Genomic DNA, 25149 nt, shown 5'->3' on the forward strand with positions numbered 1-25149 from the left:
GTTTGGAGCCGTCTGAAAGTTGCCGTCAGCCCGAACCGATTGATTTTTTATGAGATTAGTATGAGCAAACCCGTTATTCCGCGCGGCCCGGTGATGGCCGATGTACAAGCTTTGCGTCTTGGCAAAGAAGAAAAACAACGTCTGCTCGACCCGGCCGTGGGCGGTGTGATTCTGTTCCGCCGCAATTTTGAAGATATCAAGCAGCTTAAAGCCCTGGTTGCAGAAATCAAAGCCTTGCGTTCGCCCGAGCTGATTATCGCCGTTGATCATGAAGGCGGCCGTGTGCAACGCTTTATCAACGGCTTTACCCGCCTGCCTGCGATGGAAGCACTCGGCGCGGTTTGGGATAACGAAGGTGCAGAAGCAGCCAAAATGCGTGCTCAGCAGGCAGGCTGGGTGCTGGCCGCCGAATTGAGCGCGTGCGGCATCGATTTGTCGTTTACGCCGGTGCTCGATTTGAACTGGGGGCAGTGCGCGGTTATCGGCAACCGCAGTTTCCACTGTGATGCCGAAGTGGTGGCCGAATTGGCGTTGGCGCTGCAAAAAGGTTTGAACCGGGGCGGCATGAAGTCGTGCGGCAAACATTTTCCCGGCCACGGTTTCGTGGAGGGCGACAGCCATTATGTTTTGCCGCAAGACAACCGCACGCTGGCCGAATTGGAGACCGCCGATATGTTGCCGTTTAGAAAAATGAGCGCGGCCGGCATGGCTGCCGTGATGCCCGCCCATGTGGTGTATCCGCAGGTGGACAACCGGCCTGCGGGCTTTTCTGCCAAATGGTTGAAGGATATTCTGCGCCGCAGCATCGGCTTTAACGGGGTGATTTTTTCAGACGACCTCACGATGGAAGGCGCAGTGGGGGCGGGCGGCATCAAAGACCGTGCCCGATTGTCGTTTGAAGCGGGGTGCGACATCGTGCTGGTGTGCAACCGCCCTGATTTGGTTGATGAATTGCGCGAAGGTTTCGTGATTCCTGCCAATCCCGATTTGGCTGCGCGCTGGCAATATATGGCAAACACTTTGGGCGCAGAAGAGGCAGCGGCTGTGATGCAGACACCTGAATTTAAAGCGGCGCAACGGGCTACCGCACAACTGGCCACGCCGAAAGACACCGAAGGCGGCGTGAAAGTGGGAGAGGCGTTTTAAAAAGGCAGCCTGTTCGGCCGGCCGCGTGCCTGAGGCCGTCTGAATCTTTTTTCAGACGGCCTCAGGCAATCATCTGCTATAAACCCTGCTGTCTTCCGAATAATCACAACCTTAGGGATTCATGGCCCATATTTACCGCTTGAGCCGTCTGAAACTCCGTTCCAATATCTGCAGACTGTATTAAAATATCGGCCGTTTCCTATATATTTTACCGCTTATGGCACATCACCCCTACCGCCGCCTGCGCGCGCAGCAGCTTGAGCTGCCGGAGGTGGGTATTTCCGAGTCCGGCAATATCCGCTCGCTGCATTTGGGCAGTGCCACCGTGCAAAGCTCGATGAATCTCGACCATCCTGCCGAGCTGGTGCTTTCATACAGCCGTGCCATGATGGGCTGGCTGCTGTTTGCCGAACAACAGCCCCGGCATATCACCCAAATCGGTTTGGGCGGCGGCTCGTTTGCACGCTGGATAGACGCTTATCTGCCCGATACGTGCCAAACGGCAGTGGACATCAACCCGCAGGTTATCAACGTGGCGCGAAGCCTGTTTGAACTGCCGTTTGAGGGCGGGCGTTTTGAAATCATCGAAGCCGATGGTGCCGAATACATCAAAACCTTGCGCGGGAGCACGGATGTGGTGCTGGTGGACGGTTTCGACAGCGTGCAAATTGTTGATGCGCTGGTAGAAGAGCAGTTTTTTGAAAACTGCCGCCGGGCATTGTCGGCAAACGGTATTTTCGTGACCAACTGGTGGAGCGGCGACCGCCGCTACCACCGTTTTGTCGATTGCCTGCTGGGCGTGTTTGAGGGGCGTGTGTTGGAACTGCCGGCAGAAAGCCACGGCAACGTTGCCGTGATGGCATTCCAAAGCAGCCCGAAAGAGCAAAGTCTCGATAAATTAAAAAAGCGTGCCGACAAACTCGGTGTGCAATACGGTTTGGATTTCAAACAGATGCTTTCCCAACTGAAAGCCAATAATCAAAACAACGGCAAATATTTTTATCTATAGTGAAATCCTTTTATTTCTGTTACAGCATTGCTGTGCCGCAGAACGGAGAGAGCGGTTTTGCAGGCAGAATCAGTTCGATATTGTCTATACTGTCTGCAGTTTGCCCTGTATGCCGCAAATCAAATAAGGTGGATTCACGATGATAAGGCCGTCCGAACAACCGTAAAGGCCGTCTGAAACAGACGGCTTCCAGTAGAAAGAACCCCGTTATGAGTTATTTCCAACGCCATTTGTTTATCTGCGCCAACGCCCGTAACAACCCGTGCAAACAAAGCTGCAACGACAACGGCGAGGCCGGTGCGGCTGTTGATTTTTTAAAAAGCCATGCCAAAAAGATGAATCTGATCGGCCCGGGCAAACTGCGCATCAGCAGCACAAGCTGTTTGGGCCGCTGCGAATCCGGCCCGGTGATGGTAATTTACCCCGAGGCCCGCTGGTACACCTATGTAGATGAAGAAGACCTGCGCGATATTCTCGAACAAGATTTGGCAGGCGGCAGGGCAGTTGCCCGCCTGCTGGTAGATGCTCCGGAAAAAACTTGATGAACTCCGGACTTTTTCAGACGGCCGACATACGATACAGAATATAGAACATTATGCTCAAACCTTTGAACCAGTTATACATCCCCGGCCCTGAAGGCATACTCGAAACCATCTATCTGCCCGCACAAGGCAGCGGGAGGGGAGTGGCCGTTATCAACCACCCGAACCCGCTGCAAGGCGGCACCAACACCAACAAAGTGATACAGACCGTAGCCAAGGCCTTGAGTATGCTCGGTTTCCATTGCTACCTGCCCAATCTGCGGGGCGTAGGCAACAGCGAAGGCAGCCACGACTATGGCCGTGGTGAAGCCGATGACTGCATCGCCGTTATCGACTATGCCCGCAGCCGCCACCCGGAAGCTGTAGAGCTTGCCATCGGCGGTTTCTCATTCGGTGGTTATGTTTCTCTGTTTGCCGCGCAACAGCGCGGGCCTGATCTTCTATTATTGGTTGCGCCTGCCGTCAATCACTATGAAAACCGCGAGCCTGCTGCTGCCGATGCTTCCAAAACCCTGCTGGTTCATGGTGAAGCCGATGAAATCGTAGGCTTGGAGAAAGCCTTCAGATGGGCTGCCCCACAAAATATTCCTGTGGTGGTGTTGCCGGAGTCTTCACACTTTTTCCACGGCAAACTGATTGTTCTGCGCGAAACCCTGTTGCGCTTTGTTCCTGCTGTTTTAAACGGAAAAGGGGAGATTGGTACAGCCAACTGAAAATCGGTTTTGGGCCGGAAAACTGATTCCGGAGGGAAGAACCATCTAGAATGGTTATTAAATATTTGGATAAAAAATATTTTTTTTTAAAGATTCATTCCCGCCTGGGCGGCATGATGGTGGTCGGGTGTTTCAGACGGCCCGGGTGTGTTTGATAGTAAAACGGCAGAGAGCGGGAAGCGGTACAGAGAAGCAGAAGGTATCAATAGTGCGCTAAGACGGAAATCTGTTGCATTGTTTTGTGTTGTTTTGCTATGCAAAGTGTCAAATTATAGTGAGTTTACTGTATTTGATTTGTGCGCATTGTATTGCAGTAACAATTTCAGTAATAAAGGAAAAGGCACTCTTGTTTGAAAGGAGTGCCTGTGGAGAAATGCAGAGCCCGATCACTATTATTGGGCTAAGCCGGCGTGTTGTACCGGAGCGTTTTTGCTGAAGTTGATTTCTTTGATTACGCTGAAGTCAATCGGATCGCCGTTCATGGTAACCGGACGCAGATACTGTGCTTCAATCCAGTTGACCGCTTCGGCATCAATACCGGCCGATCCGCTGCTGCGGATTACTCGGGCATCACTTACATTGCCTTCGGCATTGATGGTAATGCGCATGGCTAAATTTCCGCTAATCGGTGCGGCAGCATCCGAAGTTTTATGATGGAAAGTAACGCCTTGGGCGAAAGCGGCTTGAGCGCCGGCTAAAAGAGCGAATGTAGCCACGGTAGAAAGAGCACGTTGGATTTTCATAGTTTGTCCTTTTTGTAATACGTTTGGTAATGTGTTTGGCCATCTTGCAGCATAAAATATTGGATAAGCGGCCATTTTCGGGAAAAGTGTTAGAAATATAAGTTGGTATATCTTTCTCTTTTCTTGTTATGTATTTTGCATTTATCAAAAAGATAATGCAACAGAAAATGCAAGATAAATGGAAATTTTTTTAGATAATCGGTTGATTCGAAAGCGTGGTGATAGTTTGAATCCAGCAGTATAGATGGGGCTGAAATAAAGATTAAATTAATATATTTATTAAAAATTATTTAGAAAACAAATATTTATTTTGTTGATATTCGCCGGGTACAACTTTTTTGATATGAAAAACCAAATACTACCGTTTATCTGAATAAAAATCCGATTGTCTCTTATATGCAACTGAAAAGTTTGGTTTGCCGCTGCAAATAAGGATTGGGGCAGGAAAGTGTTGTAGGACGGCATTTTGTTTGTGCATCGGCTTTTGAGGTTGTGGAAAAGGCAAAAGCAGATGGTTTGGTGTAGAATCGCCGCCTACGTTTTCAGACGGCTTGAAGCAGGATGGGGAGGGTGATGATGAAAACACTGAGATTTACCAAAATGCACGGCTTGGGCAATGATTTTATGGTGATTGATGGTATCAGCCAGCAGTTCGAGCCGGAAAAAGCACCGTTAACCAAATGGGCAAACCGCCACATAGGTGTAGGGTTCGACCAATTGTTGTTGGTGGAGAGGGCGCATTCTGATGCAGTAGATTTCCGTTACCGTATTTTCAACGCCGATGGCAGCGAAGTGGAGCAATGCGGTAACGGTGCGCGTTGTTTTGCACGCTTTGTGGTAGATAAAGGATTGACAGATAAGCAGGAAATCGTGGTTGAAACTGCCCGCGGCATCATTTTGCCCCGTTTGGCCGAAAACGGTTTGGTAACTGTGAATATGGGCAAGCCGCATTTCATGCCGTCTGAAATTCCGTTTGTGCCGGCGGCGGGAGAGGCTGCCGATGCATTGGTCCATATGATTTTAGTGGGGTTGGAGTCGGTTCCCGTCAGTTGCGTCAGTATGGGAAATCCGCATGCCGTGATTGTGGTGGACAGTGTAAAAACCGCACCGGTTGAGCAATGGGGTGAGGCAATTGAACCGCATGAGCAATTTCCAGAGCGGGTGAATGTGGGCTTTATGGAAGTGGTTGACAGCAGCCATATCCGTTTGCGCGTATATGAACGCGGTGCGGGAGAGACGCAGGCTTGCGGAACCGGCGCGTGTGCTGCGGTGGTAGCGGGGGTTCGGCTCGGTTTATTGGAAGAGGACAGGCAGGTGCGCGTGAGCCTGCCGGGCGGTGATTTATATATTTCTTGGCACAACGGCAGCGATGTGATGATGACCGGGCCGGCGGAAACTGTATTTGAAGGTGAGTTGCAATACTAATGAATAAAGACAATATTTTGAATAAAGACAATATTTTGGCGTTTTTAAGGGAACATCCGGATTTTTTGGCGGAGCATGCCGATGAATTGGGGGTGCGCCTGCGTGATGAGAAAGTCCGCTCGTTTGCCCAGGCGCAGGTGGCGGCTTCAAAGCTGAAAGTCGAAAAGATGGCTGCCCAGCTGAAAACCATGTTGGCCGATTCTGAGGCAAACCGCACAATTATGCTGCGCCAGTTGTCGCTGGATGTGCAATTACTGGGTGCCAATACGGCAGGCAGGCTAATCCAAGTTTTATACCGTTCGTTGCGGGAGGATTTCGGCCTACAGCAGTTTGTGTTGAAAATTGCTGTTGCGCCGAAAAATAAGGCGCGTATCCCTGATGAGGCAGACGTATCCGGCAATGCTAAAGCAAGTGCAGAAATCGTTGCGCTGAAAAAACCGTTGTTAGGCAGCAAAATCAATAAAGAAATGCAAATGCTTCTCCCGCAGGGCGGTGTGGTCGCAGAAAGTTTTCTGCAACTGCCTATCCCGATAGGTGGTGGAACGGGCGCGGTGCTGCTGGCAGCCGATGCAGCCCCTAACCGATTTGCCGAAGGCTTGGCAACGGAATCTGTCGAATATATGGCGGCAGCCGTGGGAGCGGCTTTGTCGCGGATTATGGGTTATCGTTAAATGGCCGGTTGGGATGTATGGATTTCGGTTGTTTATATTGCCGTGTTTTTCACCGCTGCTTTTAAAGCGGGAGAGTTTCAATGGCTGTGGGGAAGCGTGCTGCTCTGGTTTGGGTTCGGCCTTGCCGGCGCACGCCTTCTGCCTGGAATATGGGGTATCATCCACTTGGCTCCGCTTTATCCTCCCCATCTCTATATCATACCGGCCAGCCTGTTTTTCTTTGCAAACCATTGGAAAAAAGTGCCTGAAAAGAAGATGTGGCAGGCCGAAAATGCCAACGGTTTTATCAGCTTGTTTGCAGTAAGCGGTATGCTGATGGGCATCGTGTCTGCTGTGTTGGCGTTAGTGGTGCTCAGCCGCTTTCCGGCGGGCATAACCCCTTATGTTTTGCCTGTGCTGCTGCAGCTTTATGCTTTCGAACCGGCGTATTGGTTCGGAATGCAGGCTGTGATCATGGTGGTTTTTTATCTGCACCGCAAAGTTATTGCGGGCGAGGCGGCAAACCGTTTCAGCCGCCTCCAGCTGCAACTGGGTTTTCTGTTGGCCTTATTGTTTCAGACGGCCTGCACAGTTGTATTGCTGTCAGATATACGTTACGGTTGATTGCGCATGATGCGGCTTACAACCAAAAGTTATAAATTAAGAAAAATACGGTATTGGTTTTTCAGACGGCCTGAATTTAACATGCCGGTTGTAAATATGTCCCCAATTTATCAGGAGCAGAAGAATGAACATTGCACACAGCATTACCGATTTGATCGGCAATACCCCGCTGGTTGAACTGAACCGTCTGACCGAAGGTTTGCCGGGCCGCGTTGTTGCCAAGCTTGAGTTTTTCAATCCCGGCAGCAGCGTGAAAGACCGCATTGCCGCCTCAATGATTGATGCTGCCGAAAAAGCCGGCAAAATCAATAAAGACACGGTTATCGTAGAGGCCACCAGCGGCAACACCGGTATCGGTTTGGCGATGGTATGTGCCGCCCGGGGCTACAAACTGGCGATTACCATGCCCGAGAGCATGAGTAAAGAGCGCCGCATGCTGCTGCGCGCATTCGGTGCCGAGCTGATTCTAACGCCTGCAGCAGAGGGCATGGGGGGCGCGATTGCCAAGGCCCAATCTTTGGTTGATGACAACCCCGGCACGTATTTTATGCCGCGCCAATTCGATAATGAAGCCAATCCGCAAATCCACCGCGAAACCACCGCCGAAGAAATCTGGCGCGATACCGAAGGCAAGGTAGATATTTTCGTGTCGGGAGTGGGTACGGGCGGTACGGTTACCGGCGTGGGGGAAGTATTGAAAGCCCGCAAACCCGAAGTGGAAATCATAGCAGTAGAGCCCGAGGCTTCCCCGGTGTTGAGCGGAGGTGAAAAAGGCCCGCACCCGATACAGGGCATCGGAGCAGGTTTTGTTCCCAGTATTTTAAACACCGGAATCTACGACAGTATTATCAAAGCATCTAACGAAGCTGCATTCGCCACAGCCCGTGCCATGGCTGAAAAAGAAGGTATTTTGGTGGGTATTTCTTCAGGAGCTGCCGTAGCGGCTGCATTGGATTTGGCCAAAAAGCCTGAGAACAAAGACAAACTGATTGTGGTGTTGGTTCCCTCTTACGGCGAGCGTTATTTGTCCACCCCGCTGTTTGCCGATTTGGTTTGAAAACCACAGTAAAAGCCATTTACATTAAAGGCCGTTCAGACGGCCTTTTGTCATTTACCGCCCCTCAATAAAAGTGCGTAAGAAACCGTGGGGAGGCATCATGCATAGGGCAAGCAAAAGAGGATGATAAAATTGTGATGGCGCATTAACACCGCAGCAGAGTAAGTAAATGCATTATGCAACCGATAAACAGGGGCAGTAAAAGCTGTTTGCTATTTTTTATCTAGATTATTTTTAGAATCTGATGACAATGTACCGCATGAAAAAGCATATTCTCCTCCTATTCGTATTGGCTGTATTGGCAGGCTGCAAACTTTGTTGTTGGTAGAAAACGTGCATTAAAGGTTGTTCAGACGGCTTTTTACAGTTTTGCCGGTGATGCCGGATCATGGCAGGAAAAATAATGACCGTTTGTCATTCTTTAATTGGATTATCTTCCAAATCTGATTATAATGTGCCGCATGAAAAAGCATATCCCCCTCCTATTCGTATTGGCTGCATTGGCAGGTTGTGAAACCATTTATCTTCCTTCTTTCAAAGAAATACCGGTTAATCCCACCAATGTTAAAAAAGAGCCCCCGAAAAAGCAAACGGCAAAACTGCCGTACCGTTTGGCTGAAAGCCATTGGACGGATGTATCGAAAATCCGTGATGAAGCCACGCGGCTGAGTTATCAGGTCAGCCAGGGTAAGATTACCAAAGTGCAGGCAGCACAATATCTCAACCGTTTCCGCACCCAACAGGTTGGCAGAAATTCTGTGGACGACAGTATGTATGAGGTTTACCTGCGCTCGGCAGTAGATAGCCAGCGAGGTGCCATCAGCAGCCAGCAATCCAAACTGTATGTGCAAAATGCTTTAAGAGGTTGGCAGCAACGCTGGCCTAATATGAGTAATAAGCCTGCCAATCCCGCATTTACCAACTTTCTGATGGAAGTAATGGATATGCGCCCGTTGGAATAACGATAAAAGCCGTCTGAAAATTTTTCAGACGGCTTTTGGTTCTGCAAAGCCGCTATATTAGCGGGAAAACAGTTTGTCGGTTGCCAGGCGGGCTTTTTCGCGGATTTCATCGGAAATGTGGCTTTTTATTTGCGCATACACTAAGGTAATGACCGCGATGTCATCGCTAAATCCCAAAGGGCCGAGCAGGTCGGGAATGCTGTCTATCGGGCTGAAAAAATACACCAATGCGCCAAGAATAATCATTTTTGTACGTTTGGGTGTGGCAGGGCTTTTAAACAGAAAATAAAGGGTGTAAAGCTGTTTCACCACCGGTGCGCCCAGCCGGCCTGCAAAGCGTGCCAATTTTCTCAGAAAACCCGGTTCATCTAATTTTTTGCGGCGGAACTTTGGAATAAATTCTTCGGGAGATGGGTGGTTCATGTGTAGAATCCTTTATGTGGCAAAGGTTTGTTGGAGTGATTTGCTGTTCTGAACACGGTACTAAATGGTGGAATTTGTGTTGATTGCAAGAGTTGGAGCCGAGACGGTATATGTAAAATATTGAAACCGGTTGTTTAATGTATGGCAAAACAACACAAAACGGTAGGATATTGCCCAGCCTCGGCCGGGAAAAGAATCGGTTTAACAAGCTGTTGAAACATAAAAGAATCATGTTCTTTGCTGTGACCAACCAGCTAAAAGTTGCTGCAATGCGTAGCCGGTACAATACGGGGCTTGCCATAACGCAAGCAAGCAGATAACTTTCTCACACACTTTGCATATAAAGCATGTTTACTGATCTGTATGTGAAGCGAAGGCCGTCTGAAATATTTCAGACGGCCTTTCTGCCTTTTATCAGTGCTTGAAGTATCAAGGCAATAAATGAGCCACACCGGCTTTTTCTTCCTCCAACTCTTTCAGAGTAATGCCGATGCGTTCGCGGCTGAATTCGTCAATCTCCAAACCTTCAACCAGTTTGTATTCGCCGTTTTCGCAGGTTACGGGGAAGCCGAACACGGTGCCTTCGGGGATGCCGTAAGAGCCGTCTGAAGGAATGCCCATGGTTACCCATTTGCCGTTGGTGCCCAATACCCAATCGCGGATGTGGTCGATGGCGGCATTGGCGGCAGAGGCAGCGGAAGAGAGGCCGCGTGCTTCAATGATGGCTGCGCCGCGCTTGCCTACGGTAGGCAGGAAAACATCGGCATTCCATGTTTGATCGTTAATCATGTCTTTAACGCTCTCGCCATTGATGGTGGCAAAGCGGTAATCGGCATACATAGTGGGAGAGTGGTTGCCCCATACGCACAATTTTTCAATGTCTGAAACCGGTTTGCCGGTTTTTTCGGCGATTTGGCTCAAGGCGCGGTTGTGGTCGAGTCTCAGCATGGCGGTAAAGTTTTTAGCGGGAAGGTCGGGCGCGGATTTCATGGCGATATAGGCGTTTGTGTTGGCCGGATTGCCTACAACCAAAACTTTAACGTTTCGGTCTGCCACTTTATTCAAGGCCGCACCTTGTTTGGTAAAGATTTCTGCATTGGCCAGCAGCAAATCGGCGCGCTCCATGCCTTTGCTGCGGGGGCGGGAGCCGACCAAAACCGCAATTTGCGCATCTTTGAACGCAATTTCAGGGTCATCGGTGGTGAACATATCGGCCAGGAGCGGGAATGCGCAATCTTGCAGCTCCATCATCACGCCTTTTACGGCATTTTGCGCCTGCGGCAAATCCAACAATTGCAAAATAACGGGTTGGTCTTTTCCCAGCATTTCGCCGCTGGCGATGCGGAACAATAAAGCATAGCCGATTTGACCGGCGGCACCGGTTACAGCAACACGGACGGGTGATTTCATACCAAAACTCTCCTGAATGATTTGTGAGTGTTAAAACAGCGTTTGGCGTTTGATTTTCAGACGGCCCAAACTGAAGGCCGTCTGAAAAGATTAAAAGTCTAACGCAAAAACACAGATTGGCGGACATGCCGGAAAATATCTTCTATGATTCATGATTAAAAGCAAATACAAGTATATAAATAGTATATTAATTGCTTTCGGCCACGAGGGTATGGCATTCCGTTGTCTGATTCAGCCGGTATCATACCAAAATTATCTAACGGGGCAATAGGATTTTGTAATTGCGTGAAACTATTTTGTTATCAGGTGGATGGGGTACTGCTTCATACCGGGTTGTCAGGGTTTGGGGAAAATGAAGCAATGTTTGAATGCAGGAAAAACAAGAAAGAAATAAAATTTTGCTGGCCAATGTTGCTGTAAAACAGTTATTTGTTAAGCGGGCTGTTAAATTTGATTAAAAAACTGCCTTGCAGGGCTAGCCAACGTTGGGCAAACCATGTAAATTACGCCATGACGTAGTTTCATGTAGCCGACTTCAGTGGATAAAGCTGGCGGCTTGTTTCAGGTTTTGAGTTTTTGAGAAATTCTGTGAAAAGGATATTGAAATGCAGACGAAACAGCGCCCTGTATTCCTAGAAATCCCTAATATCAGGTTGCCGATACCCGGGATTGTTTCCATTCTGCACCGCATCAGCGGGGTCATTCTGTTTGTGAGCCTGCCTGTGTTGTTGTGTTTGTTGGCCGGCACGCTGAGTCGTGAAACCTCATTTGAAACTTACCGCTCCGTGGTGTCCAATCCTTTGGTCAAGCTGATTTTGGTCGGCTTGTTGTGGGCATATCTGCACCACTCTTTGGCCGGAATACGTTTCTTGTTGCTGGATGCACACAAAGGCTTGGAGCTTCAAACTGCCCGTTTGACTGCAAAAACAGCATTCGTAGCAGCTTTGGTATTGACTGTGTTGATAGGAGTATGGTTATGGTAGAGCGCAAACTGGCGGGTGCCCATTACGGCCTGCGTGATTGGGCAATGCAGCGTGCTACGGCTGTTATCATGCTGATTTATACCGTTGCATTGATTATTTTCTTGCTGATGCTGCCCGATGGTTATGAATCGTGGCAGACATTTTTTGCACAAACATGGGTGAAGGTGTTTACCCAAGTTACTTTTGTTGCGCTGTTTCTGCATGCTTGGGTAGGTATCCGCGATTTGTGGATGGACTACATCAAGCCATTCGGCCTGCGGCTGTTCTTACAGGTTGCTACTGTCGTATGGTTGGCCGGCTGTTTGGTTTATTCGGTTAAGGTAATTTGGGGTATCGTATGAGTTTTCCTGTTCGTAAATTTGATGCTGTTATTGTCGGAGGCGGAGGAGCCGGTTTGCGCGCCGCATTGCAATTGTCCAAGTCGGGCTTGAATACAGCTGTTTTATCTAAAGTGTTTCCCACCCGTTCGCATACGGTCGCTGCGCAGGGCGGTATTTCGGCTTCTTTGGGGAATGTGCAGGAAGACCGTTGGGACTGGCATATGTATGATACCGTAAAAGGTTCCGATTGGCTGGGTGACCAAGATGCTATCGAGTTTATGTGCCGCCGTGCCCCGGAGGCCGTTATCGAATTGGAACACATGGGTATGCCGTTTGATAGGGTGGAGAGTGGAAAAATCTATCAGCGCCCGTTTGGAGGCCATACTGCCGAGCATGGTAAACGTGCGGTAGAGCGTGCCTGTGCGGTAGCAGACCGTACGGGTCATGCCATGCTTCATACGCTTTACCAGCAAAATGTACGCGCCAATACCCAGTTTTTTGTGGAATGGACTGCACTGGATTTGATTCGCGATGATAACGGCGATGTGGTCGGCGTAACCGCGATGGAAATGGAAAGCGGCGATGTTTACATTTTTCATGCGAAAGCGGTGTTGTTTGCTACCGGCGGAGCAGGCCGCATCTACGCTTCTTCAACCAATGCCTTCATGAATACCGGAGACGGTTTGGGTATTTGCGCCCGCGCAGGCATTCCGTTGGAGGACATGGAATTTTGGCAATTCCACCCCACAGGTGTGGCAGGAGCGGGAGTGTTGATCACGGAGGGTGTGCGCGGTGAAGGCGGTATCCTGCTGAATGCAGACGGCGAGCGATTTATGGAACGTTATGCGCCGACTGTAAAAGACTTGGCTTCGCGTGATGTGGTATCGCGTGCAATGGCGATGGAAATTTATGAAGGCCGCGGTTGTGGCAAAAATAAAGATCATGTGCTCTTGAAAATCGATCACATAGGCGCCGAAAAAATTATGGAAAAACTGCCGGGAATCCGTGAGATTTCTATCCAGTTTGCCGGTATCGACCCTATTAAAGACCCTATTCCCGTTGTGCCGACCACACACTATATGATGGGCGGTATTCCCACTAACTATTTGGGCGAGGTAGTTGTGCCTAAAGACGGCAATTCCGAGACTGTGGTAAATGGTTTATATGCGGCAGGCGAGTGTGCCTGCGCTTCTGTTCACGGAGCCAACCGTTTGGGTACCAACTCGTTGCTGGACTTGGTGGTGTTCGGCAAATCGGCCGGGGATAGTATGATTGAATACATCAACCGGCAAAAAGGTTGGAAAGAACTGCCCGCTGATGCAGGCCGATTAACCAAACAACGTTTGGATCGTTTAAACAATCAAGTCGGCGGTGAAAATGTAGATGCATTGCGCAATGAACTGCAACGTACCGTTCAACTGCATGCCGGTGTGTTCCGAACAGATGCTATTCTGAAAGAAGGCGTTGCAAAAGTTTTGAAGATCGCAGAACGTGTGAAAAATACCGAAATCAAAGATAAGAGCCAAGTTTGGAATACTGCACGTATTGAAGCATTGGAGTTGGATAATTTAATTGAAGTCGCTAAAGCCACTTTGGTTGCAGCTGAAGCCCGCAAGGAATCCCGAGGGGCGCACGCATCGGACGACCATCCTGACCGTGACGATGAAAACTGGATGAAACACTCCCTGTTTTATACTGCAGACAACAGCTTGGCTTATAAACCGGTTCATACCAAACCGCTGACGGTTGATTATATCGAACCGGCCAAGCGCGTTTACTAAAAAGAATATAAGGAACACAGCACATGGAAAAAGTACGTTTTCAGGTGTACCGCTACAATCCTGATGTAGATGTCAAGCCGTATATGAAAGACTATGAGCTTGAAATTGAGCCTACAGACGTGAAATTGCTGGATGCCCTTGTCAAACTGAAAGCAATGGACGACAGTTTGTCGTTCCGCCGCTCCTGCCGTGAAGGCATCTGCGGTTCAGACGGCATGAATATTAACGGCAAGAACGGTTTGGCCTGTTTGACGGATATCCGCTGTTTGAAACAGCCGATTAAGCTCCGCCCTCTGCCCGGTTTGCCGGTTATCCGCGATTTAATTGTCGATATGACGCAGTTTTTCAAACAATATCACTCTATTAAGCCCTATGTGGTTAATGATACGCCTGCACCTGATCGCGAGCGTCTGCAAACCCAAGAGGAGCGCAAAGAGCTCGATGGCTTATACGAGTGTATTTTGTGTGCCTGCTGTTCGACCGCCTGCCCGTCGTTTTGGTGGAACCCCGATAAATTCGTAGGGCCGTCAGGCTTGTTGAATGCTTACCGCTTTATTGCAGACAGCCGTGATACGATTACCAACGAACGCTTAGATAATTTGAATGATCCCTACCGTTTGTTTCGGTGCCACACAATTATGAATTGTGTTGACGTATGTCCGAAACACTTGAACCCGACTAGGGCTATAGGTAAGATTAAAGAAATCATGTTGAAACGGGCGGTTTAATATGCCTGTTTTCGATGAAGCTGCAAAACGCAAAATCCGTTATCAAACCCGTCGTGGACTGCTCGAGTTGGATATTGTGCTCGGGCGGTTCATGGATAAAGAATTCCAGAATCTCAGCGATGAAGAATTGGCGGTATTGGTGGATATTTTGAGATTGCCTGACCAAGAATTGTTGGCTTTGGTTAATCAAAAAGAAGAAACAACTGATGCCCGTTTTCTTTCTCTTCTGGAAAAAATCAGAGGGGCTGACAGTTATCAGGCCGTCTGAAAACCGCAGGACCGGGTTGCGTAAATCCAATGCGCCGAGTCTGAATCCCAATAGAACAATACAAGGAGTAAGAGATGTCAAAAACAGTAAAATTGCAGACCCAGGGTAAAGATACGCTGGAGTTGCCGGTGTTGGAAGGTACTTTAGGTTCGAGCGTAGTCGATATCCGTACCTTTACTAAAGGTACCGGCATGTTTACATTTGATCCCGGTTTTGTATCTACTGCCAGTTGTGAATCGAAAATCACGTTTATTGATGGCGAGAAAGGCCAGCTTTATTATCGCGGTTATCCCATTGAGCAATTGGCTGAAAGCAGCGACTATTTGGAAACCTGCTATCTGTTGATTTATGGTGAGTTGCCGACAGCAGAGCAAAAAGCCGAGTTTGAAAATACCGTGATGCATCATACTATGGTGCATGAACAACTGACTTGGTTTTTCCGCGGTTTCCGCCGCGATGCCCATCCGATGGCCATGATGGTGGGTGTGGTCGGTGCTTTGTCGGCTTTCTATCAAGACAGCTTGGAAATTTCAGATCCCGAACACCGTAAGATTGCCATCTACCGTTTGGTTTCGAAAATTCCGACAATTGCAGCAATGTGTTACCGCTATTCAAACGGCCTGCCGTTCAATTATCCGCGCAACGACCTTTCTTACACGGCAAACTTCATGCATATGATGTTTGCCACTCCATGCGAGAGTTACATTCCGAATCCCGTATTGGTTCGCGCACTTGACCGCATCTTTATCCTGCATGCCGATCACGAACAGAACGCTTCTACCTCTACCGTACGTTTGGCAGGCTCTTCGGGGGCCAACCCGTTTGCCTGTATCGCAGCCGGCATTGCCAGCCTGTGGGGGCCGGCACACGGCGGTGCAAACGAAGCTGTGTTGAAAATGCTTGACGAAATTGGTGATGTATCGAATGTTGCAGCCTTTATGGAAGGCGTAAAAGAGCGCAAATACCGCTTGATGGGCTTCGGCCACCGCGTATACCGCAATATGGATCCCCGTGCGAGCATTATGCGTGAAACGTGCTATGAAGTTTTGAAAGAGCTGGGTTTGGAAGACGATCCACAATTCAAGCTGGCTATGGAACTGGAGCAAATCGCGCTGAGCGATCCTTATTTTGTGGAGCGCAAACTGTATCCGAATGTAGATTTTTACTCCGGTATTGTATTGTCTGCATTGGGCATTCCGGTTTCTATGTTTACCGTAATTTTTGCATTGGCGCGTACAGTAGGCTGGATTTCCCATTGGCATGAAATGATTAGTGATCCGAATCAGAAAATCGGCCGCCCGCGCCAACTCTATACAGGTGCGGCACGCCGTGATTTTGTTCCTGTTGACAAACGTTAATTAACGGTTTGCCCCCGAAAACCAAATGTTGTCGGTTGGATTTTCAGGGCATGCTTTGCAGTAATTAAATTACTTGATAATCAGCGTTAAAAGCATTCGCAAACTTAAAGTGCAAAGAGTAGAATAAACATGTTTTCAGACGGCTTCGGTTATGTTTTGAAAATAAAAAATTCTACTCTTTATTCTATATAGGCAAAGGGCAATCCCATGATGGAAGACAAGCTCAATTTTTCATATTTATTTGGTTCGAACGCATCTTATATTGAAGAGTTATATGAAAACTTCCTGAATAATCCGAATTCTGTGGATGATAAGTGGAAGCAATATTTTACCGATCTTGCTGCCCAACCCGGGGCGGTAGAGCGCGATGTTCCCCATCGTCCGATTCAGGAATCATTCGCCAATTTGGCTAAACACAGGGCAACAGCCGCTATTGCAGGGGGCTTGGACGAAAGTATGATGAAAAAGCAGGTCGGTGTTTTGCGCATGATGTCTGCTTACCGTATTCAGGGAATAGGTGCGGCACAACTTGATCCGCTCCAACGTATGCCGCCTAGAAACATTGATGCTTTAGATCCCAAATTCCACGGTTTGGATACTGCCGATATGGCGGTGCAGTTCAGTGTGGGGGAGGGAGACTTTGCCGGCAGCGGTAAAATGACCTTGTCTGACATTGTCAGCAAGCTGAAACAGACCTATTGCGGCCATATCGGTATCGAATATATGTATATTGCCAATACCGAAGAGCGGCGCTGGATCCGTAATTATTTTGAAGGCTCCTTATCTACACCAAAATTTAATGCCGATGAGAAACGTTATATTCTCAAGCAGTTAACGGCCGCAGAAACTTTGGAGCGTTATCTCCACACCAAATATGTCGGCCAGAAACGCTTTTCGGTAGAAGGTGGCGAAAGTTCGATTGCGGGTTTGAACTACCTGATTCAAAACGCCGGAAAAGACGGTATAGAAGAAGTGATTATCGGCATGGCACACAGGGGCCGTCTGAATGTGTTGGTGAATACGCTGGGTAAAAAGCCCGGGGATTTATTTGCGGAATTCGAAGGCCGCGCGGCAGCAACACTCCCCAGCGGCGATGTCAAATACCACATGGGTTTCAGCTCGGATATCGCCACACCTAACGGCGCGGTACACGTTACATTGGCATTCAACCCGTCCCATCTCGAAATCGTTAATCCTGTGGTAGAAGGTTCGACACGAGCGAAACAGAGCCGCCGGGGCGAGGGTGGTCAAAACCAAGTGTTGCCGGTGTTGATTCACGGTGATTCTGCCTTTATTGGTTTGGGTGTAAACCAGGCAACGTTCAACCTTTCCAAAACCCGTGGGTACACTACCGGCGGTACCATTCACTTGGTTATCAACAATCAGATCGGCTTTACCACATCAGACACCCGTGATGTGCGATCTACCGTGTATTGCACCGATATCGCCAAAATGGTGGAAGCCCCGGTGTTCCATGTAAACGGAGATGATCCTGAGGCCGTATGCTTTGTGGTACAGGCAGCATTGGATTACCGCAAACAATTCAACAAAGACGTTGTTATCGATTTGGTTTGCTACCGTAAGCTCGGCCACAATGAGGGCGATGATCCCACGCTGACCCAGCCCATGATGTATAAAAAGGTTGCCAAGCATCCCGGCACCCGCGCACTTTATGCCGACAAACTATTGGCAGAAAACGTAATTAACGCAGAAGAAGCCGAAGGGTTTATCCAGGCCTACCGCAACGCTTTGGATAAGGGCGAGCATGTCGAACAAACCCGCCTCACCGATTATGAAAGCAAACACCGTGTAGATTGGTCTAAATACCAAGGCCAAAACTGGCGCGAGCAAGTCGAAAGCGGTTTGTCTGAAGCAGATATCCAACGCCTGACCGACAAGTTTACCGAGGTGCCCGAAGGTTTCGCTTTGCACAATACCGCAAAACGTGTATTGGAGGCGCGTAAATCAATGGCGGCCGGCGAGCAGCCGATAGATTGGGGCATGGCAGAAACATTGGCTTACGCGGCGCTGGTAACCAACGGAACGGGTGTGCGTATTTCCGGGGAGGACTCGGGGCGCGGTACATTCTCACACCGTCATGCGGTTTTGCACGACCAAAACCGTGAAAAAAGCGATGCCGGAGCCTATATTCCGCTGCGCCACATGGCAGAAAACCAGGCAGACTTCTTGGTGATCGACTCCATCTTGAATGAAGAAGCCGTGATGGCCTATGAATACGGCTTTGCCTGCTCGGCGCCCGACAAACTCACTATTTGGGAAGCACAATTCGGCGATTTTGCCAACGGTGCGCAAGTGGTTATCGACCAATTTGTTTCCTCGGGCGAAACCAAATGGGGGCGTTTGTGCGGCTTAACCACCATCCTGCCGCACGGTTATGACGGGCAAGGCCCCGAGCATTCTTCTGCACGTTTGGAACGCTGGCTGCAATTGTGTTCCGAACAGAATATGCAGATTGTGATGCCGTCTGAAGCATCGCAGATATTCCATATTCTGCGCCGCCAAGCCCTGCGTTCATACCGCAAGCCTTTGGTAATCTTCCTGTCCAAACGCCTGTTGCGTTTCAAAGATTCAATGAGCCCGCTGGAAAACTTTGCCGAAGGTTCGACTTTCCGACCCGTTATCGGCGATACGGCAGAACGTGCCGATAACGGCAGCGTGAAACGGGTGATTCTGTGTGCCGGCCAGGTTTATTACGATTTGGCGGCAGGCCGAGCCGAGCGCAGCTTGGAAAAAGATATTGCCATCGTGCGTGTGGAACAGCTTTATCCGTTTCCGTATGAAGAAGTCCAAGCCGAGCTGGCCAAATATCCCAATGCCGAAGATGTGGTGTGGGCGCAGGAAGAGCCGCGCAATCAGGGCGGTTTCCACCAATTGCGCCACCGTATCGAAAAAGTTTTGGGCAGACAGCAGAAACTGGGTTATGCAGGCCGCCCCGCCAGCGCATCCCCCGCGGTCGGCTATATGAGCAAACACGTTGCCCAGCTGAAACAGTTGGTTGAAGATGCAATGGCTTTAAACTAACCATTTAAGGCCGTCTGAAACCGAGCGGATGATTTCAGACGGCCTTACACCACCGGAGAAGAAAATGATTGTTGAAGTAAAAGTACCCGTTTTATCTGAAAGCGTATCCGAAGGCACCTTGATGTCTTGGCATAAAAAAGTGGGCGAATACGTTGAGCGGGATGAAATTCTGATTGATGTCGAAACCGACAAAGTCGTGTTGGAAGTGCCCTCGCCGCAAGCCGGCGTTTTGGTTGAAATCATTGCCCAAGACGGAGAAACCGTTGTAGCCGAGCAACTGTTGGCGAAAATCGACACCGAAGCCAAAGCAGGCGCAGAAGCCCCGGCACCGGTTGCGGAGCAAACTGCCGCACCTGCTGCGCAAGCCTCCGCATCTAACGCGCAGGCCGGCACGGCTATGCCGGCTGCGGCGAAACTGGCTGCCGAAAAAGGTGTGGATATCGGCAGCGTGCAGGGATCCGGCCGGGGTGGGCGCGTGTTGAAAGAAGACGTACAAAAAGCCGTTTCTGCCACCAAGCCTGCAGTTGTTGTGTCTGCGCTCCCCGTTCCCAACGGTACGCGCCCCGAACAGCGTGTGCCGATGAGCCGCCTGCGCGCCCGCGTGGCCGAACGCTTGCTGGCCTCCCAGCAGGAAAATGCGATTCTTACCACGTTCAATGAAGTAAATATGAAGCCGGTTATGGACCTGCGCAACAAATACAAAGAAAAATTCGAGAAAGAACACGGTGTTAAGTTGGGCTTCATGTCGTTTTTCGTGAAAGCCGCCGTGGCTGCATTGAAAAAATATCCGGTTGTGAATGCCTCTGTGGACGGCAGCGATATCGTTTACCACGGTTATTTCGACATCGGCATCGCCATCGGCAGCCCGCGCGGTTTGGTTGTGCCGATTCTGCGTGATGCCGATCAGATGAGCATCGCCGATATTGAAAAAGCCATCATGGATTATGCCGTAAAAGCCAAAGACGGAAAAATCGCACTGGAAGATTTAACCGGCGGCACATTCAGCATTACCAACGGCGGCACATTCGGCTCGATGATGTCCACGCCCATTATCAACCCGCCGCAATCCGCCATTTTGGGTATGCACGCTACCAAAGAGCGTGCTGTGGTAGAAAACGGCCAGGTAGTAGTGCGCCCGATGATGTATCTGGCACTATCTTACGACCACCGCATTATCGATGGCCGTGAAGCGGTGCTGACTTTGGTAACCATCAAAGATCTGCTTGAAGATCCCGCACGGCTGCTGCTTGATCTTTAATCTGCGGCTTTCAGACGGCCTGATGAGGCCGTCTGAAAAATTGTGGAAGGTGGATGTTAAGATAAGGGGAATAATGAAATATCTGCTTTTTTTATCCGCATTGGCCTTAAGTGCCTGTGCGGCAACCCATCAGGAAGAATATTTGGTATCGGCTTATGACAGCAAAGGACATTTGCTCAACAAGCGCGTGCAATTGGGCAGCAATAAAGCAGGCGTGCCGCTTGCGCAGGATACTTTGTGCAAAATACACCCAAGAGCGGTTATCCGCGTACATACCAAGTGGAATAAACGGTTGGCCGAGGATTTCAAACCTTATTCGTGCGGTTTGAAGAAAGAGCTCTGAAAAACGCGCGGTAATTTGCCGACAGCTTTCGGGTTGCCTGCCGGTTTGCGGCGTCAAACCCGATTTTCAGAAATTTCAGGCCATCAGGCCGTCTGAACGAAGCTTATATTTTTCAGACGGCACAACACAGATTAAAGAGAAAAGGATTCAATATGTCTCAATTTGATGTAGTCGTTATCGGTGCCGGCCCTGGCGGTTATATTGCCGCTATCCGTGCCGCTCAACTGGGCTTGAAAACCGCCTGTATCGATGCGGGCGTAAACAAAGCGGGTGATGCGCCGGCTTTGGGCGGCACCTGTTTAAACGTAGGCTGCATTCCTTCCAAAGCTTTGCTGCAGTCTTCAGAACATTTCCATGCCGCACAACATGATTTTGCCGAACACGGCATTACTGTCGGCAATGTGAAATTCAACGCAGCCAAAATGATCGAGCGTAAAGACACCATTGTTACCAAGCTGACGGGCGGAATCAAATTCCTGTTTCACAAAAACAAAGTCGAAAGCCTGTTTGGCAAAGGTTCTTTGAAAGGCCGCAACGGTGATTTGTGGCAGGTTGAAGTGGACAACAAAGGCGAAAAAAGCCTGATAGAAGCCAAAAACGTGATTATCGCTACCGGCTCCGTGCCGAGGCCGCTGCCGTTGGTCGATATCGACAATGTAAACGTGTTGGACAACGAAGGCGCATTGAACCTGACTGCGGTGCCGAAAAAGCTGGGGGTGATCGGCTCGGGCGTAATCGGTTTGGAAATGGGGTCGGTATGGAAGCGTGTCGGCTCCGAAGTAACGATTCTTGAGGCCATGCCCACATTCTTAGCGGCTGCCGACCAGCAAATCGCCAAAGAAGCGTTCAAGATTTTCACCAAAGAACAGGGTTTGGTGATTGAGCTGGGCGTGAAGTTGAACGAAATCAAAAACAGCAAAAAAGGCGTTACCGTTGCCTATGAAGCAGGCGGTCAGGCCAAAGAAGAAACGTTCGACAAACTGATTGTTTCCATCGGGCGCATTCCGAACACCGAAGGCCTGAATGCCGAAGCGGCGGGTTTGGAAAAAGACGGGCGCGGCTTTATTAAGGTGGATGATGAATGCCGCACCAACCTGCCCAACGTTTGGGCGATTGGCGATGTGGTACGCGGCCCGATGCTGGCACACAAAGCCAGTGATGAAGGCGTTGCCGTGGCCGAACGCATTGCAGGCCAAAAGCCGCATTTGGATTTCAACACGATTCCGTTTGTGATTTACACAGATCCTGAAATCGCATGGGTGGGCAAAACCGAAGAGCAGTTGAAAGCAGAAGGCGCAAACTATAAAAAAGGCACTTCGGGCTTTGCCGCCAACGGCCGGGCTTTAGGTTTGGGTAAAGCCAAGGGCATGGTCAAAGTGTTGGCAGATGCCGAAACCGACCGTATTCTCGGCGTGCACATGATAGGCCCGATGGTGAGCGAACTGGTGGCCGAAGGCGTTACCGGCCTTGAATTCAAGGCCAGCAGCGAAGACATTGCCCGCATTGTTCACGCCCATCCGACTTTGTCGGAGGTGTTGCACGAAGCTTCTTTGGCGGTGGACAAACGCGCCCTTCACGGCTGATGCAGCGGTGTCTGCCGATTTTCAGGCATGGCTTGAGGCCGTCTGAAATGCTGCATGCAGGCTGTATTCCGGTTGCCGAAACCATATTTCGCCACGCATCATACTCGGGTTTTACCCGAGTATTTTTATGGCAAAGCACATGCCGGAACAACGCAGAAGAGCCGGGGTGGCAAACCGCAAGCAATATGTGGATTCACCGGCTCCGTTACGGCGTTGCCGCTCCTTACCGTATTGCCTTTATTGCCGGCGGCTTGCTGCTTTGCGCCGGAAATGCACGAATCCGCCACTGATTAACAGGCAGCAAGGGAGCGGCCACCGCCGCTTCAGCGGCTTGCCAAACACTCTCTTTGAGCGGGGGGCGGCCAAGCTGTGTCGGTTTACATTTAGCCCATTACATCGATACCGCAATGAGGTCATCAATTTGCTGTACGGGAATAACGGCAGCCATCTGTTTCAGACGGCCTAAAACCGATTTTGCAAGGGTTTCGGTTATAATATAACCAATCTCTTTAAGGTAAAGGCCGTCTGAAAGCCCGTCTATGACCACGAAACAGAAAATCCTTACCCAAGCCAAGCAAGACGGCGTGCAGGTAACTGCATTGCGCGAACAGGTGTTGGACATCATCTTGCAGCAAACCGGCGTGATTAAAGCCTATAACGTGCTTTCGCAAATGCAGCAGCAGAGTGACGGTGCAGTTGCCCCACCCACTGCTTACCGCGCTTTAGACTTTTGGGCTGAGCAGGGCGTTTTGCACAAAGTAGCAGCCGTAAACGGTTATGTGTTGTGCAGTCATGCCCGGCACGACTGCAGCGCCTGTTGCAGCGAACACGGCGAAGCCGCCCACCAAAGCGCCTTTATTCTGGTGTGCACCGAATGCGGCGCAGTGGATGAGCAAACGCTCAGCCGCGAATGGTCGGCTCTGCGGGCGGGCGTGGCTGCCGGTGGCTTTGCCTTGAAAGAAGAACACGTTGTTTTAACAGGAACCTGCAAAAAATGCCAGCAAACAAAACCAAAGTACACCTAATCTCGGGCTTTTTGGGCACCGGCAAAACCACCGCCATCAAAAGCCTGATGGAGCAAAAAGACCCCGGCGAAAAATGGGTGATTATCGTGAACGAGTTCGGCGAAATCGGCATTGACGGTGCCGTGCTGAGCGATAACGGCATTCCTGTGGCCGAAATTGCCGGCGGCTGCCTGTGTTGCACTGCCGGCGCACAATTGGGCGCGACCGTGCAGAAAATGCTGCGCGATGCCAAACCCGACCGCTTGGTGATAGAAGCCAGCGGCCTGGCACACGCCGCCAGCGTGATTGACGATTTAAAAGTCAAACCGCTGCGGGAGCAACTCGAAATTGCGGCTGTGTTTACCGTGGTCGATCCGCGCCAGTTTGTGAACCCCGATTATGCGCAGCAGGCGCTTTATAAAGACCAAATCGGCGTGTGCGATGTGTTGGTGGCAAGCAAAACCGATTTGTGTACTCCAGAAGAATTGGCGCAGTTCCGTGAGCAAGCCGCCAAGCTGTTTCCGCCCAAAGCCAAAGTGGCGGAAGTGGAAAACGCCCGCATGGAAATCGCCTGGCTTGATATTCCCGTTATCGAAAAACCGCGCTACCGCCTCAAAGGGCTGTCCGACAACACCATGGGTTTTCAGTCGCAAGGCTTTACCTTTCCCGCAGGGAAAAATTTCGATGGTGAGAAACTCACCGATTTCTTTAACGGCTTACCCCGGTTTGCCGAAGGTTTGGTGCGTGCCAAAGGCGTATTTCAGGTGATGGACACTTGGGTGTGGCTCAACTGGGTAGACGGCAAATGGGGTGCCAGCCAGGTTTCATGGCGGCGCGACAGCCGGTTTGAACTGATTGCCAAATCGTTTGATGCCGACTTAATCGAAAAAAAGCTGGGCAACGCGCTGGAATAGGCATTGAATCTGCCTGATGCGGCACCTGAAAAGGCCGTCTGAAGAAAAGCGGCACGCCATGAGTTTATCCTGCTGTGCAGCAGTATTGCCGTGCTTTTAGTGCGCGCATACCGCGTATATTGTCTGCGGCTTGCCGGTTGCGTAACAAAAACATGCAAACCCGCTAAACCATCCCCGGGGCAGAGGCCGGGGATAGCGTATTGACAGGCGGGCAGGGCGATAATTATAGTAGTAAGGCATCCAAAAACATACGTTCCCCCGAAAACCCTTGAATCCAATAGAGAAGGAGACTGCAAATGGCAATTTTTGAGTTGAAAAAAAGCGATTCCGGCGAATTTCATTTTAATTTTGTCGGCGATAACGATAAAACCATTCTGCGCAGCGAGCAATACACCAGTAAGGCTTCGGCGCAAAACGGCATCGAATCCGTGCGCAACAATGCAGGCAACGATGCGCGCTACGAGTTGAAAACCAGCACTTCGGGCAAACTCTATTTCAATCTGAAAGCCGCCAACGGCCAGATTATCGGCACCAGCATGATGTATGCCGATGAAGCCGGCCGTGAGGCTGCCGTTGCCGGCCTGAAAAGCAGTGCCGCACAGGCGGGCGTGGTGGAAGGTTGAGAACCACAAGGGCTGCCCGGCCAACTTTTAAGAGAGTTAATTTTAAGAGCGTTAATAAGCGGCAAGCGCGCAGGCGGATTATCGGCGATTGGAGCGGCGGCGGTTTGACTGATTATTTCAACCTGTTGAAGTAAAACAGACAATTATCAGCAGAATCTCCATATTCCGCCTGCCTGCAACAGCAATGAATCAGGCCGCAGAGAGCGTTCGGCGGGGCTTCCAAACATTTTGATTTCGGTT

27 protein-coding genes are annotated in these 25149 nt (G+C 50.1%); 23 read left to right on the plus strand and 4 right to left on the minus strand.

The window, feature by feature from the left end:
• The first annotated feature begins 60 nt into the window (after window positions 1-60).
• The 4 genes from nagZ (at window position 61) to H7A79_RS02965 (ending at window position 3410) form a co-directional block, all read left to right on the plus strand.
• Entirely contained in the window at window positions 61-1146 is a 1086-nt protein-coding gene (gene nagZ / locus H7A79_RS02950; RefSeq protein ID WP_187001004.1) for a beta-N-acetylhexosaminidase, read from the plus strand.
• A gap of 217 nt (window positions 1147-1363) precedes the next feature.
• Window positions 1364-2155: a polyamine aminopropyltransferase gene (locus H7A79_RS02955; RefSeq protein WP_187001005.1), complete on the plus strand. Its 792-nt coding sequence runs from the start codon at window positions 1364-1366 to the stop codon at window positions 2153-2155.
• Window positions 2156-2364: 209 nt separating this feature from the next.
• Window positions 2365-2697: a (2Fe-2S) ferredoxin domain-containing protein gene (locus tag H7A79_RS02960; protein WP_135035660.1), complete on the plus strand. Its 333-nt coding sequence runs from the start codon at window positions 2365-2367 to the stop codon at window positions 2695-2697.
• A gap of 53 nt (window positions 2698-2750) precedes the next feature.
• Window positions 2751-3410 carry an alpha/beta hydrolase gene (locus H7A79_RS02965; protein WP_135035657.1) on the plus strand — a complete coding sequence of 220 codons (660 nt, stop codon included), beginning with the start codon at window positions 2751-2753 and terminating at the stop codon, window positions 3408-3410.
• A 392-nt stretch (window positions 3411-3802) separates the two neighbouring features.
• On the opposite strand, the gene H7A79_RS02970 is transcribed toward H7A79_RS02965, so the two are convergent.
• Window positions 3803-4153 carry an energy transducer TonB gene (locus H7A79_RS02970; protein ID WP_135035654.1) on the minus strand — a complete coding sequence of 117 codons (351 nt, stop codon included), beginning with the start codon at window positions 4151-4153 and terminating at the stop codon, window positions 3803-3805.
• Between the two features lie 576 nt (window positions 4154-4729).
• On the opposite strand from H7A79_RS02970, the gene dapF reads away from it, so the two are divergent.
• The 6 genes from dapF (at window position 4730) to H7A79_RS03000 (ending at window position 8871) form a co-directional block, all read left to right on the plus strand.
• Window positions 4730-5578, plus strand: coding sequence for a diaminopimelate epimerase (gene dapF / locus H7A79_RS02975; protein ID WP_187001606.1), 849 nt, complete (start codon window positions 4730-4732; stop codon window positions 5576-5578).
• Complete coding sequence (locus H7A79_RS02980; protein WP_187001006.1) at window positions 5578-6249, plus strand: DUF484 family protein; 672 nt, start codon at window positions 5578-5580, stop codon at window positions 6247-6249. The genes dapF and H7A79_RS02980 overlap by 1 nt, the downstream gene beginning before the upstream one ends.
• Entirely contained in the window at window positions 6250-6852 is a 603-nt protein-coding gene (locus tag H7A79_RS02985; protein WP_187001007.1) for a hypothetical protein, read from the plus strand. It begins immediately after the preceding gene.
• 124 nt (window positions 6853-6976) lie between these two features.
• Window positions 6977-7909: a cysteine synthase A gene (gene cysK / locus H7A79_RS02990; protein ID WP_135035645.1), complete on the plus strand. Its 933-nt coding sequence runs from the start codon at window positions 6977-6979 to the stop codon at window positions 7907-7909.
• Between the two features lie 259 nt (window positions 7910-8168).
• Window positions 8169-8237 carry a lipoprotein gene (locus tag H7A79_RS02995; RefSeq protein WP_353663639.1) on the plus strand — a complete coding sequence of 23 codons (69 nt, stop codon included), beginning with the start codon at window positions 8169-8171 and terminating at the stop codon, window positions 8235-8237.
• Window positions 8238-8361: 124 nt separating this feature from the next.
• Window positions 8362-8871, plus strand: a complete 510-nt coding sequence (locus H7A79_RS03000; RefSeq protein ID WP_167743114.1) for a prokaryotic membrane lipolipid attachment site family protein — start codon at window positions 8362-8364, stop codon at window positions 8869-8871.
• A 57-nt stretch (window positions 8872-8928) separates the two neighbouring features.
• On the opposite strand, the gene H7A79_RS03005 is transcribed toward H7A79_RS03000, so the two are convergent.
• Both H7A79_RS03005 and H7A79_RS03010 read right to left on the minus strand, forming a co-directional pair.
• Window positions 8929-9294 (minus strand): YkvA family protein, encoded by a 366-nt coding sequence (locus H7A79_RS03005; protein WP_135035639.1) that lies wholly within the window; start codon window positions 9292-9294, stop codon window positions 8929-8931.
• Between the two features lie 429 nt (window positions 9295-9723).
• Window positions 9724-10704 (minus strand): malate dehydrogenase, encoded by a 981-nt coding sequence (locus tag H7A79_RS03010; RefSeq protein WP_187001008.1) that lies wholly within the window; start codon window positions 10702-10704, stop codon window positions 9724-9726.
• A 605-nt stretch (window positions 10705-11309) separates the two neighbouring features.
• Here H7A79_RS03010 and sdhC point away from each other — a divergent pair.
• The 10 genes from sdhC to lpdA all read left to right on the plus strand — a co-directional run bounded on the left by sdhC (window position 11310) and on the right by lpdA (window position 22368).
• Entirely contained in the window at window positions 11310-11687 is a 378-nt protein-coding gene (gene sdhC / locus H7A79_RS03015; RefSeq protein ID WP_135035633.1) for a succinate dehydrogenase, cytochrome b556 subunit, read from the plus strand.
• A complete protein-coding gene (sdhD, locus tag H7A79_RS03020) occupies window positions 11681-12028 on the plus strand; it encodes a succinate dehydrogenase, hydrophobic membrane anchor protein (RefSeq protein WP_135035626.1) in 348 nt (115 codons plus the stop codon). Before sdhC ends, sdhD begins: the two co-directional genes overlap by 7 nt.
• A complete protein-coding gene (gene sdhA / locus H7A79_RS03025; protein WP_135035623.1) occupies window positions 12025-13788 on the plus strand; it encodes a succinate dehydrogenase flavoprotein subunit in 1764 nt (587 codons plus the stop codon). The genes sdhD and sdhA overlap by 4 nt, the downstream gene beginning before the upstream one ends.
• Window positions 13789-13811: 23 nt before the next feature.
• The gene (locus H7A79_RS03030) at window positions 13812-14516 is read left to right on the plus strand and encodes a succinate dehydrogenase iron-sulfur subunit (protein WP_187001009.1); all 705 of its coding nucleotides are present in this window, start codon (window positions 13812-13814) and stop codon (window positions 14514-14516) included.
• Between the two features lies 1 nt (window position 14517).
• Window positions 14518-14784, plus strand: coding sequence for an FAD assembly factor SdhE (locus H7A79_RS03035; RefSeq protein ID WP_135035617.1), 267 nt, complete (start codon window positions 14518-14520; stop codon window positions 14782-14784).
• 74 nt (window positions 14785-14858) lie between these two features.
• A complete protein-coding gene (gltA, locus tag H7A79_RS03040) occupies window positions 14859-16142 on the plus strand; it encodes a citrate synthase (RefSeq protein WP_135035614.1) in 1284 nt (427 codons plus the stop codon).
• A 207-nt stretch (window positions 16143-16349) separates the two neighbouring features.
• Complete coding sequence (locus tag H7A79_RS03045; RefSeq protein ID WP_187001010.1) at window positions 16350-19184, plus strand: 2-oxoglutarate dehydrogenase E1 component; 2835 nt, start codon at window positions 16350-16352, stop codon at window positions 19182-19184.
• A 64-nt stretch (window positions 19185-19248) separates the two neighbouring features.
• A complete protein-coding gene (gene odhB / locus H7A79_RS03050) occupies window positions 19249-20442 on the plus strand; it encodes a 2-oxoglutarate dehydrogenase complex dihydrolipoyllysine-residue succinyltransferase (protein WP_187001011.1) in 1194 nt (397 codons plus the stop codon).
• Complete coding sequence (locus tag H7A79_RS03055; protein ID WP_187001012.1) at window positions 20432-20785, plus strand: hypothetical protein; 354 nt, start codon at window positions 20432-20434, stop codon at window positions 20783-20785. Before odhB ends, H7A79_RS03055 begins: the two co-directional genes overlap by 11 nt.
• A 152-nt stretch (window positions 20786-20937) precedes the next feature.
• Complete coding sequence (lpdA, locus tag H7A79_RS03060) at window positions 20938-22368, plus strand: dihydrolipoyl dehydrogenase (protein WP_135035602.1); 1431 nt, start codon at window positions 20938-20940, stop codon at window positions 22366-22368.
• Window positions 22369-22759: 391 nt separating this feature from the next.
• On the opposite strand, the gene H7A79_RS03065 is transcribed toward lpdA, so the two are convergent.
• On the minus strand, window positions 22760-22915 hold the full coding sequence (locus tag H7A79_RS03065; RefSeq protein WP_187001013.1) for a hypothetical protein: 156 nt from the start codon (window positions 22913-22915) through the stop codon (window positions 22760-22762).
• Between H7A79_RS03065 and H7A79_RS03070 the strand changes: the two genes are divergently transcribed.
• From H7A79_RS03070 to H7A79_RS03080, 3 genes are all read left to right on the plus strand, one after another.
• The gene (locus H7A79_RS03070; RefSeq protein WP_135035599.1) at window positions 22908-23393 is read left to right on the plus strand and encodes a Fur family transcriptional regulator; all 486 of its coding nucleotides are present in this window, start codon (window positions 22908-22910) and stop codon (window positions 23391-23393) included. The genes H7A79_RS03065 and H7A79_RS03070 overlap by 8 nt on opposite strands.
• Window positions 23363-24286: a CobW family GTP-binding protein gene (locus H7A79_RS03075; protein ID WP_187001014.1), complete on the plus strand. Its 924-nt coding sequence runs from the start codon at window positions 23363-23365 to the stop codon at window positions 24284-24286. Before H7A79_RS03070 ends, H7A79_RS03075 begins: the two co-directional genes overlap by 31 nt.
• Before the next feature lie 296 nt (window positions 24287-24582).
• Window positions 24583-24909, plus strand: coding sequence for a YegP family protein (locus tag H7A79_RS03080; RefSeq protein WP_135035592.1), 327 nt, complete (start codon window positions 24583-24585; stop codon window positions 24907-24909).
• Window positions 24910-25149: the final 240 nt, after the last annotated feature.

It is taken from the genome of Neisseria musculi, from assembly GCF_014297595.2.
GTDB classification, from domain to species: Bacteria; Pseudomonadota; Gammaproteobacteria; order Burkholderiales; family Neisseriaceae; genus Neisseria; species Neisseria musculi.

Excerpts from the sequence above, each read along its gene's own strand:
- nagZ (WP_187001004.1), top strand. The coding sequence starts at position 61 with ATGAGCAAACCCGTTATTCCGCGCGGCCCGGTGATGGCCGATGTACAA.
- H7A79_RS02955 (WP_187001005.1), top strand. The coding sequence starts at position 1,364 with ATGGCACATCACCCCTACCGCCGCCTGCGCGCGCAGCAGCTTGAGCTG.
- H7A79_RS02960 (WP_135035660.1), top strand. The coding sequence starts at position 2,365 with ATGAGTTATTTCCAACGCCATTTGTTTATCTGCGCCAACGCCCGTAAC.
- H7A79_RS02965 (WP_135035657.1), top strand. The coding sequence starts at position 2,751 with ATGCTCAAACCTTTGAACCAGTTATACATCCCCGGCCCTGAAGGCATA.
- H7A79_RS02970 (WP_135035654.1), bottom strand. The coding sequence starts at position 4,153 with ATGAAAATCCAACGTGCTCTTTCTACCGTGGCTACATTCGCTCTTTTA.
- dapF (WP_187001606.1), top strand. The coding sequence starts at position 4,730 with ATGAAAACACTGAGATTTACCAAAATGCACGGCTTGGGCAATGATTTT.
- H7A79_RS02980 (WP_187001006.1), top strand. The coding sequence starts at position 5,578 with ATGAATAAAGACAATATTTTGAATAAAGACAATATTTTGGCGTTTTTA.
- H7A79_RS02985 (WP_187001007.1), top strand. The coding sequence starts at position 6,250 with ATGGCCGGTTGGGATGTATGGATTTCGGTTGTTTATATTGCCGTGTTT.
- cysK (WP_135035645.1), top strand. The coding sequence starts at position 6,977 with ATGAACATTGCACACAGCATTACCGATTTGATCGGCAATACCCCGCTG.
- H7A79_RS03000 (WP_167743114.1), top strand. The coding sequence starts at position 8,362 with ATGTGCCGCATGAAAAAGCATATCCCCCTCCTATTCGTATTGGCTGCA.
- H7A79_RS03005 (WP_135035639.1), bottom strand. The coding sequence starts at position 9,294 with ATGAACCACCCATCTCCCGAAGAATTTATTCCAAAGTTCCGCCGCAAA.
- H7A79_RS03010 (WP_187001008.1), bottom strand. The coding sequence starts at position 10,704 with ATGAAATCACCCGTCCGTGTTGCTGTAACCGGTGCCGCCGGTCAAATC.
- sdhC (WP_135035633.1), top strand. The coding sequence starts at position 11,310 with ATGCAGACGAAACAGCGCCCTGTATTCCTAGAAATCCCTAATATCAGG.
- sdhD (WP_135035626.1), top strand. The coding sequence starts at position 11,681 with ATGGTAGAGCGCAAACTGGCGGGTGCCCATTACGGCCTGCGTGATTGG.
- sdhA (WP_135035623.1), top strand. The coding sequence starts at position 12,025 with ATGAGTTTTCCTGTTCGTAAATTTGATGCTGTTATTGTCGGAGGCGGA.
- H7A79_RS03030 (WP_187001009.1), top strand. The coding sequence starts at position 13,812 with ATGGAAAAAGTACGTTTTCAGGTGTACCGCTACAATCCTGATGTAGAT.
- H7A79_RS03035 (WP_135035617.1), top strand. The coding sequence starts at position 14,518 with ATGCCTGTTTTCGATGAAGCTGCAAAACGCAAAATCCGTTATCAAACC.
- gltA (WP_135035614.1), top strand. The coding sequence starts at position 14,859 with ATGTCAAAAACAGTAAAATTGCAGACCCAGGGTAAAGATACGCTGGAG.
- H7A79_RS03045 (WP_187001010.1), top strand. The coding sequence starts at position 16,350 with ATGATGGAAGACAAGCTCAATTTTTCATATTTATTTGGTTCGAACGCA.
- odhB (WP_187001011.1), top strand. The coding sequence starts at position 19,249 with ATGATTGTTGAAGTAAAAGTACCCGTTTTATCTGAAAGCGTATCCGAA.
- lpdA (WP_135035602.1), top strand. The coding sequence starts at position 20,938 with ATGTCTCAATTTGATGTAGTCGTTATCGGTGCCGGCCCTGGCGGTTAT.
- H7A79_RS03070 (WP_135035599.1), top strand. The coding sequence starts at position 22,908 with ATGACCACGAAACAGAAAATCCTTACCCAAGCCAAGCAAGACGGCGTG.
- H7A79_RS03075 (WP_187001014.1), top strand. The coding sequence starts at position 23,363 with ATGCCAGCAAACAAAACCAAAGTACACCTAATCTCGGGCTTTTTGGGC.
- H7A79_RS03080 (WP_135035592.1), top strand. The coding sequence starts at position 24,583 with ATGGCAATTTTTGAGTTGAAAAAAAGCGATTCCGGCGAATTTCATTTT.